The sequence below is a fragment of the Streptomyces sp. P5F9 genome, from assembly GCF_057961495.1.
Map to the genome: position 1 here is coordinate 1 of NZ_JBXVPZ010000385.1, position 9,547 is coordinate 9,547.

The following is a 9,547-nucleotide window of genomic DNA, read 5'->3' on the forward strand; positions in this document are numbered from 1 at the left end:
GGGGAAACCCCCTCCCACCAGGGGCAGTTGCCCCCCCCCGCGGTCAGGGCTTCACACACGCGGGGGTGAACGACACGGGCAGTCCGGGCATCAGCGTCTTGCGCTCCTCGGGGCCAATCGCCGTGCGCAGACGGCAGATTCGGGTGAGCCGGTCGCCGAGGTCGAGGTCCCACAGGCGTACGGTCCCGTCGTTGCTGCTGCTCGCCAGCGTCCGGCCGTCGGGCGCAAACGCGACGCCCCACACCGCGTTCGTGTGCCCGGTGAGCGTGGCCCACGGCCGCCGTCCGGCCATGTCCCAGAGCCGTACCGTACGGTCGCTGCCGCTGCTCGCGAGGAGGTGGCCGTCCGGCGAGAAGGCGATGCCGCGCACGGATCCGGTGTGGCCGGTGAGGGAGGCCTCGAAGCGGCGGTGGCGGACGTCCCACAGGCGGACGGTGCCGTCGTTGCTGCTGCTCGCGAGGGTCCGGCCGTCGGGGCTGAAGGCCACGCCTCTCACCGCTCCGGTGTGGCCCGTCAGGGTGGCGAGGGCGCGGTGGGTCGCCGTGTCCCAGAGGCGGACGGTCAGGTCGTCGCCCGCGCTGGCGAGGGTGCGACCGTCGGGACTGTAGGTGACATCGTTGGCGGAGTCCAAGAAGCCGTTGAGGACAGCGAGTTGGCGGTGGCTGTGGACGTCCCAGATGCGGACCGTGCGGTCGGCGCCCGCGGAGGCGAGGGTGCGGCCGTCGGGCGCGAACGCTGCCGAGAAGACGTCCCCGGTGTGGCCGGTGAGGGTCGCGAGCGCACGGTGCGAGCGGACGTCCCACAGCCGGATCGTGCCGTCCGAGCCCGCCGACGCGAGAGTGCGGCCGTCCGGCGAGAACGCCACCGAGAACACGCTCTCGCGGTGGCCCCGGAACGTCGCCACGGCCCGGTGCCGGGCCACGTCCCACAGCCGTACGGTGTGGTCCGCCTCGGCGGTCGCCAGGAGCGTTCCATCCGGGCTGTACGCGGCCTGCGAGACCTCGGTGAACGGCCGGGCCGTGAGCACCGGGCCGCGCAGGTCCCACAGCACCACCGACTGGTCGAAGCCGCCGGTGGCGAGGGTCGTGCCGGTGGAGTTCACGGCGACGGACATCACGTAGTCGGTGTGCCCGGCGAGGATCGCGGCCGGCCGTCCCGTGCGCACGTCCCACAGCCGGGTCGTGCCGTCGCCGCCCGCGCTGACGACCGTGCCGCCGTCTGGTGTGTAGGCGACGGCGTTGATGTCGTCGCTGTGTCCGGTCAGCGTCGCCGTGGACCGGTCCGAGGCCACGTCCCACAGGCGTACGGTCCGGTCGACGCCCCCGGAGGCCACGCTCCGCCCGTCCGGCGAGAACGCCACCCCGAGCACTTCGTCCGTGTGCCCCTTGAGCACGGCGAGGGACCGTTCCCGGTCGGTGTCCCACAGGCGTACGGTCCGGTCGGAGCCGCCCGAGGCCAGGGTCCTGCCGTCCGGGGCGTAGGCCAGCGTGTTGACCCGGCCGGTGTGCCCGAGGAGCCGTACCTCGGTGGGCTTGTCGCCTGCGATGTCCCAGAGTTGGACCGTTCCATCGTCACCGGCGACCGCGAGGGTACGGCCGCGGGGGTCGAAGGCGAGAGCGCGGGCGCCGGTGGTGCTCGCGGGCAGCAGGGCCCGCACCCGGTGGTCGGCGGTGCCCCAGATCCGTACCGGCCCGTCGCTGGACGTCGCCGCCAGCGCGGCCCCGTCGGGGCTGAAGCCGACCGACCGGACCCGTCCGGGGAGGGTGAGCGTGGCGGTCGTACGGTGATCGCTGGTGCGGCGCAGTTGTACGGTGCCGGACGCGCCGGCCGTCGCGAGGAGCCTGCCGTTCGGTGCGAAGGCGACGGCGTTGACCGGGCCGTGGTGGCCGACGAGGCGGGCGGTGAAGGCCTGGGCCTGGGTGCTGAGCAGGGCGCCGCGGGCCTCGGGGGTGTGGTCGGCGCGGTAGGCCTCCTCGGCTAGGAGCATCGAGGCCTCGGGCTGGCTGCCGGCCAGGGAGGTGGACTGCACGGCGAGGGCCTGGGAGCGGGCGACGCGCTCCTGGTCGAGGGCGCTCGCGCGCTGCTGGTAGGCGAGGCCGCCGGCGGTCACCGCGAGGCCGAGCAGGACGGCAAGGGTCGCGAACAGTGCCTGGCGGAACCGGATCTGACGCCTCGCCAGATGCTGACGCGCGTCCTCCTCCGCCTGACTGGCTTGCAGGAAGGCCTCTTCGCGGGGGCCGAGGCGGCTGCGGCCGTCGAGTTCGTCGGCCCAGGCGCGGACCGTGTCGAGGCGGGTGCCGCGGTAGAGGGCGGAGGGGTCGCGGTCCTCGCGCTCCCATTCGGCGGCGGCGTGGGCGAGTTGCTGGTGGATGAGGAGTCCGGCGCGGTCGGCGTGGATCCAGTCGCGCAGTCGGGGCCAGGCGTGCAGCAGGGCCTCGTGGGTGATCTCGACGGTGTCGCGGTCCACGGTGATCAGCCGGGCCCGGACGAAGACGTCGAGGGCGGCCGACGCGGCGTCCGCGTCGGCGAGTTGTTCCATCAGGGCGCTGCGGCTGGCGCGGCGCCGGGTCGCGACGGTCCCCTCGTCGGACACGTGGACGAGCCGGGACAGGACGCGCCGGATGGTCTTCTGCTCGGCCGGGTACAGCTGGGCGAACACGGTCTCGGCAGTGCGGGCGATGGCGCCCTGGATGCCGCCGGTGCGCTCGTACCCCGCCACGGTGAGGGTGGTGCCCTCGCGCTGCTGCCAGGTCGCGAGGAGGGCGTGGGAGACGAGGGGCAGGGCGCCGGACGGGGTGTCGTCGGGGGTGTTGGAACGGTCCACGGTGCCTGGTTCGTCGCGCAGGCCGGCGTCGCGCAGGAGGAGAGGGACGAGGCCGGGTTCGAGGGTGACGCCGGCGAGTTCGGCGGGGCGGGTGATGGATGCGCGCAGTTCCGCCACGGACATGGGGAGCAGGACGAACAGTCCGTCGGTCAACACCGGGGCGAGTTCCGGGAGTTCGAGGCAGCGGCCGGTGAAGTCGGCGCGGACGCCGAGCACGACGACGGCGGGGTCAGGGTCGGTGGACAGCGCCCACAGGACCCGTACGAAGGCCCGTCTCTCGCTCTCGTCGGAGCAGAGGGTGAAGAGTTCCTCGAACTGGTCGACCAGCAGCACCGGCAGGTCCGGCGGCGGGCGGCGGCCGTCGGGGCCGGGCGGGGCGCCCTCCGAGCGGGCGCGGACCACTTCCAGTAACGCCTCGGGGCGGTCGGTCAACTCCTGGGCGGTGAGGTCGAGATCGCTGCCGAGGACCTTCGCCGTACGTTCGAGGAGTTCGTCCAGCGGATGGGCGCTGGGCGTGAGTGCGACGACCGGCCAGCGCTCGGCGCCGGGCATCGGGAAGCCGCCGGGGCGGCGTAACGCCGGTACGAGACCGGCGTTCAGGAGCGAGGACTTGCCGGCGCCGGACGGGGCGACGAGCAACAGCGGTCCGCCGCCGACGCGTTGGAAGACCCGCTCGACGAGTGCGGCCGTGGCCCGCTCCCGGCCGAAGAACCAGGCCGCGTCCTGCGGGGTGAACGCCGCCAGTCCGCGATACGGACAGGCGGGCGTAGCGGTGTCGGTGGACGCCCCGGCACCGCGCTCGGCCGAGCCGGTCTCGCTCACCAGCCGGAGCAACTCGCCGTCGGCGCGCAGGATGTGGTCGCACTGGCGGGCGACATCCACGGTCGCCCGCTTGACGCCCGTCTCGATCTTGCTGAGATAGCCCTTGCTGTAGTGCGTCTGACGTGCGAGATCGGCCAGCGACAGTCCGCGCTCCCGGCGCAGCCGTCTCAGCTGGGCGGGAAAGGACGGCATGGCCTGTGCGGTGCTTCCCGGTTGGTCGGACCGGTCCACGCCCGCGTCGTCGTACTGCTGATCCCCCAAGGCATCCCCCTGGCACTGGCCTGTCCGGATCGTGGGACGGCGGATGCCCAGGTTACTGCGGGGGTCGGACAGGGAGAGAGGAGTTCACCCGGAGTGGCGAAAACGGGACTGCCGGGACCGGTTGGACCGATCCCGGCAGCGCTCCCCCGTGGCGGGAGATCCCGCTACGGCCTGTTGAGGGTGATGGAGTTGATGGGGGTGAAGTTGAGTTTGTAGGCCCAGTCCTGGGCGATCGTCAGGGTGCAGTTCGTGCCGTTGTAGCCGTTGCACACGCTCGCGGTCGCGCCGCCGGTCTGGTTGTTGAGGATCCAGTGGTCGCCCAACTGATTGCTGAGGTTGTGGGCGCCGTAGCTGTAGTACACGTTGGTCGGGTGCGGGTTGGCGTCCGGGTCCACTCCCTGGCCGTAGATGCAGACCGCCCCGGACGGGCAGCCGTCCCAGGGTGTCCCGTCGGCGGGCTTGGCCTGGGCCGCCCCGCTCATCGCCACCACAGCGATGGCCGCGGTCGCGAACGCGGCGGCGGCACTCACCATCTTGCGCATGTTTCCCCCTAGTGGGTCTCCTGCGTCGTCGCAGGCCGTGCTTCGTGCTGACGGGGATCAGCCTGTCCCGGGGGAGTTACGAGGTCGACGGGTTTCCTGTTGCCCGTCGGGGTGACGTGCGGGAAACCCAGTGTGATCAGGGGGTTTGTGGATCAGCGGTCAACCTGCGCGTCGCTCGGCCGGCCTCCGTGGACCGAGCCCAAGTCGCTTCAGCGCGTACTTGTCGAGCCGGCTCAACGGGCCGTTGAGGGGCGGGGTATGCACGGAAAATTCGCCGGCCGCCGGCGACCCGCTCAGGGTCATCACCACCAGGACGATCAGGCCGGCGAACTCGTCGCGGCGTCGAGGTTCATGGCCGAGGTGAGCAGTTCGTGGCCGACGCCTTCGGAGGAGGCGATGAACTCGCCGGCGATGACGCCGAGGATCGCGAGGGGGCCGCCGGTCTTGAGAGCGGCGAAGAAGAAGGGGGCGACGAGGGTGGGGATCGTGACGTGGCCGAGGACGTGGTGGCGGCGGCCGCCCATCACCAGGACGATCTCGACGAGTTCGCGTTCTCGCAGGCGCAGGCGCAGGCCGAGGTAGACGTTGCAGAAGACGACGAAGGACAGACCCGTGACGGCGATGTTGATCTTCGACCAGGGGTCCCAGAACCCGGCCCGCGAGCAGGAAGGAGCCCCGCAGGAGGCCCATCACGGTGCCGAGGACCACGCCGATGGCGAATCCGGCCGGCACCTCGATCGACGTCACCCTGATGTCGGTCCACCCGGAGAAGGAGCCGAGCAGATTCCACAGGGCGTGCGACGCGTCGGTGGGCTTGCTGACCGCGTACTCCGGGAGGACCGGTCCAATCATCACCTGCCAGAGGACCAGGCAGAGCGCGATCACCGCGAGACGCAAGGCCACCACGGTGGCCGTGCCCCGCCAACGGTCGTTCTTCCTGCGGCGTCGTTCGGTCGCGACCGCGACCTCGGCCGTGCTCTCGGGCGTGCCGGTGGCAGCCGCCATCGTCTGCTCCCTCCGCTTTCTCGCCGGCCGTGTCATGGCAGGTACTTGTTGGTCCAGTCGCTCGTGGTGACCTTGGCTCCGTCGGGGAGCGCGCCTATCGCGTCGATGAAGGCCGTCGTGGTGTTCCAAGTGGCGGCGTCCATCGAGGACTTGGCCGGCCAGTCGACCTGTTCGAGGCTGCCTTCGAGGACCTCGGCCGGTACGCCGGGCAGTGCCTTCCGCGCGACGGCCAGCACGGTCTTGTCCTGCTTGTCGGCGAGGTGGGTCCGCATGTAGGCGGTGCCCTGCTGGACGGCCGTGACGAACTTCTTCGCAATGTCGGCGTGCCCGCTCGCGTAGCTCTTCTGGGCCACGACGAACTGGCTGTATCCCGAGTGCGTGGCGTCCCATTCGGGCACGGTCAGAGGTGTTGCTACGACGATGCCGTCGCCGGAGTCCGCGATCTGCAGGGGCAGCGGTTCCGAGGTGACGAACCAGTCGATCTCGTGGTTGTTGAGCGCGGCCTTGTCGGCGACCGGGCTGGGCAGCGACACCCACTTCAGCTTGTCGGGGTCGACGCCGTGGGACTTGAGGAAGATGCCGGCCTCGGCCTTGGTGTTGGCCGAGCTGGCGCCCGCGGTGGAGTCGGCCAGGGCCTTGGCCACGTCGGCGGCCGGGGTGGCGGCGGTCAGGTCGTGGTCCTGGGCGAACTTCTTGCTGACGACGAGCCCGAGCGGGTTGCCGAGCCCGTCGGCGGCGAGCGCGGTCTCCGGGAGGCCCTTGGAGAGCGCGGTGACGAACCCGGTCGGGCTGTCGTGGAGGAACTGCACGGAGCCCGCCTGGAGGGCCGAGGGCCCGGTCGCGGCGGTCAGCGTCACGTACTTGATCTTGAGTCCCTGCTTGCGGAAGTAGCCGTTGGCGTCGGCCACTTTGAGGGGCAGGTCGAAGATGTTGCCGCCGGTGCCGACCGTCACGGTGGTGAGTCCGTCGGCGCTCGCCGGGGAGTCGCCGCCGCACGCGGTCAGCAGCGCCGTGCCGAGCGCCATGGCCGCCGCCAGCGCGACGGCGGTACGGGTGTCCGCGGTGCGTAGTCTCATGAGGTCTCCTGTCACCATGCCTGCTGCGTACGGAAGAAGCGCTTCCAGAAGTCGAGCCGGGCGGGCTCAGCGACCGGGACCGGTCCAAAGCCCTCGCCGACCTGCATGACCGTCGCCGAATCCGGCGTGTACGGCGGCCAGTTGGGCAGTCCGGGGCCGTTGGGGTCGCCGGTTGCGGTGAAGTTGGCCCAGTAGCCGGACATGGTCGCCGCGACGGCCCGGTCCTCGGCGGTCCACTCGGCGTCGTCCTGGTCGAGGTTGTCGAGGACGAAATCGATCTCGGAGCTGTGCGAGGCGCGCCGCGGGTCCTGCCCGCGCGCCGGGGAGCGGTGCGTCCAGAAGTACGTGTAGAGCGGGCGGTCCGCGTGTCTGGTCCAGTCCGTGCCCCAAAGGAACGTGGAAATACGGGCGTTGTCGCGTACGGCGGCGCTGTGGGCGCGCCCCGCCGCGTCGTCGTCGGCAGCCGGGTACAGCCTCAGGAACTCGTCGGCCATCCCACCGAACTTGCGGCGGGCCGCGGCCTCGTAGTCGTCGAGGGTGACGTGAACGGGGGGCATGCCCGGCCGCCAGGCCTTCTTGCCGGCCGCGCGGTAGGCGGCGAAGGTGCTCTCGGGGACGGCTCCGCTCTCGTCGCGATTGTTGCCGGCGAGGTAACCGACGTTGTTCTGGAGGCCTTTGGCGTACGTCTCGTCGTAGCCGGCGGGGAGCACCCAGCCGTCGACGACGGGCCGGAACAGCGGCGGCTTCGCCGAACTCCCGGTCTCCACCAGGGAGTCGACGGCCGCGTCCCCGTCGACGAGCTTCTGCCAGGGCAGCGACCGCAACCGTGCGAGCGAGGGCCCGCCTCGCTCCCCGGCATAGCGTGCGCCCGCGCGCTCGGCGTCGGGCAGGGTGCGGTACGACGTCGCCAGGTACCGGAGTTCGGGGTCGCGCGCGTGGCGGGCGTGGCTCTGGGCGACGGCGCGCTGGAAGAGGCCCTGCGCAAGCGTGGACATGGCCAGGAAGTTGACGGCTCCGGCTCCGGCGGACTGTCCGGCGATGGTGACGCGGCCGGGGTCGCCGCCGAAGTTGGTGATGTTGTCGCGGACCCAGCGCAGGACGGCGACGCAGTCGAGGAGGCCGTAGTTGCCGGAGGCGTGGTGGCCGGACTCGGCGCTGAGTTCGGGGGTGGCGAGGAAACCGAAGGCGCCCAGGCGGTAGTTGAAGGTGACGACGACGAGACCTTTGCGGGCGAGGGCCTCGCCGTCGTAGCGGGGGCTCGCGCCGGTGCCGACACGGAAGCCGCCGCCGTAGATCCAGACCAGGACCGGGCGGCGCTCCTCGGTGGAGGTTGCACCGGTCCAGATGTTGAGGTTGAGGCAGTCCTCGCTCATCGGGAGGTCGATGCCGGCGACCTCGCTGTTGGGGGCCTGCGGGCACATCGGGCCGAAGGCGCCGACCGCGCGTACACCGGGCCAGGTCGGCGGGGGCTGGGGCGGGCGCCAGCGCAACTCCCCCACCGGGGGTGCCGCGTAGGGGATGCCGCGGAACACGGTGAGCGCGTGGTCGCGGCCCGGTATGCCCTCCACCAGCCCTGCTTCGGTTTCCACTGGGTGGCGCATGAAGAACCTCTCTCGTGTGCGGCGATTGTTCGGTCAGTCGGTGGCGTGGGCGGGGCCGTCTCGGTCCGAGCGCAGCAGGAGTGCCTGTCGGGCCGAGGCCACGTGATGGCGCATCGCGGCGACGGCCGCCTCGGGGTTGCGGGTGATGATGGCGAGGAGGATCGCCTGGTGCTCCTCCAGCGAACCGGCGCGCGGGTGGGGCGCGGAGAGGTTGCGGTACTGGCGCATGACGAGCGGGTAGAGCAGTGTGTCGTAGGCCTTGGCGAGGGTCTGCTGGTGTGCGGCCTGTTTGACCTGCTGGTGGAAGAGGCGGTTGCCGCGCGAGTACGCGGCCTGGTCGCCGCGCGCCTTGCAGTCCTCCATCTCCTGGAGGGTGGCGCGGAGTTGGGCGATCTCCTCGTCGGTGGCGCGTTCGGCGGCCTTCCCGGCGAGGGCGGACTCCAGCGTCTCGCGGGCCTCCAGGATGTCCGCGGCCTCCTCGACGGAGAAACTCCGGGTGCGGACACCGCGGTTGACCTCGCTGGTGACATAGCCCTCCTGGGTCAGCCGGACCAGTACCGCCCGCATGGTGCTGCGCGAGACGTTGAACATCCTGGTCAGGTCGGCCTCGGTGAGCCGGGTGCCCGGCTCGACGCTGCCCGACAGGAGCAGCGAGCGCAGTCCGTCGTAGGCCTGGCTGTGCCGGGTGGGCGACGTCCGGCCCGGATCCACGACGTCGTCGTAACCGCTGATGTCCACCTTGATCACCTGTGTGTTCTCGGAAGGGTTGCCGGCCGCTGATGTCGGCCGTCCCGGGAGTATGTCCCGTTCAGGCGCCGTCTTCGGTCAGCCCGGGGTACAGCCGTCGTGCCGTGCCGGCGAAGATCGCCTGCCGGGCGTCCGGCGGGAGTACGGCGAGGACGTCCTCGGCCAGGCGCAGTAGTTCGGGCAACGACTGCTCGGCGGCGGGCAGTTGGAGCCCCACGCAATCCGGTCGGCGCCGAACGCGGCCACGACGGGTTCGAGGAAGTCGGCCGCCGCGTCCCCAACGTCGTACAGCCGCTCCTGGTTGCGGTGGGTGAATTTCAGGAACAGGCGCGGATGCTGGGCGAGTTCGACGACATCGGCACCGGCGCGGGCGGGCGAGGCGGCGATGTCCGGGTAGCCGACATGATCGAGGAGGACCCGGACGTCCGGGAACCGCTCCAGCACCTGCCGGAGTTGCTTGGTCGCCGCCCCGAGCCGCATCTGCAGGCAGACGGCGATGTCCAACTCCCCGGCCCAGCAACGGAATTCGTATGTCTCGGGAGCGGCGACCCACACTCCCCCTGCTGGATGTCGATCGGGGCGCTCAGCATCACCGGCCGCGACTCGGTGCGGGTTTGGCAGAAGGCGCGCTGTACGGCGTCCTGGGCCTGGTCGGGCGGGGCGGCGACC

General features: G+C 71.5%; 7 protein-coding genes. All 7 read right to left on the bottom strand.

Translation table 11 applies throughout. The annotated features are described in order from the left end of the window. Positions 1 to 43: 43 nt before the first annotated feature. A complete protein-coding gene (locus AC31A1_RS39340; protein ID WP_489657877.1) occupies positions 44 to 3,907 on the bottom strand; it encodes an nSTAND1 domain-containing NTPase in 3,864 nt (1,287 codons plus the stop codon). Between the two features lie 164 nt (positions 3,908 to 4,071). Then, complete coding sequence (locus AC31A1_RS39345; RefSeq protein WP_489657878.1) at positions 4,072 to 4,449, bottom strand: hypothetical protein; 378 nt, start codon at positions 4,447 to 4,449, stop codon at positions 4,072 to 4,074. Positions 4,450 to 4,766: 317 nt separating this feature from the next. Beyond that, on the bottom strand, positions 4,767 to 5,078 hold the full coding sequence (locus tag AC31A1_RS39350) for an ABC transporter permease subunit (RefSeq protein WP_489657883.1): 312 nt from the start codon (positions 5,076 to 5,078) through the stop codon (positions 4,767 to 4,769). Positions 5,079 to 5,486: 408 nt separating this feature from the next. Continuing rightward, entirely contained in the window at positions 5,487 to 6,530 is a 1,044-nt protein-coding gene (locus tag AC31A1_RS39355) for an ABC transporter substrate-binding protein (RefSeq protein WP_489657879.1), read from the bottom strand. A gap of 11 nt (positions 6,531 to 6,541) precedes the next feature. Beyond that, entirely contained in the window at positions 6,542 to 8,131 is a 1,590-nt protein-coding gene (locus AC31A1_RS39360; protein WP_489657880.1) for a carboxylesterase/lipase family protein, read from the bottom strand. 33 nt (positions 8,132 to 8,164) lie between these two features. Next, complete coding sequence (locus AC31A1_RS39365; protein ID WP_489657881.1) at positions 8,165 to 8,878, bottom strand: GntR family transcriptional regulator; 714 nt, start codon at positions 8,876 to 8,878, stop codon at positions 8,165 to 8,167. Between the two features lie 78 nt (positions 8,879 to 8,956). Beyond that, complete coding sequence (locus AC31A1_RS39370; RefSeq protein ID WP_489657882.1) at positions 8,957 to 9,433, bottom strand: amidohydrolase family protein; 477 nt, start codon at positions 9,431 to 9,433, stop codon at positions 8,957 to 8,959. Between the last annotated feature and the right edge of the window lie 114 nt (positions 9,434 to 9,547).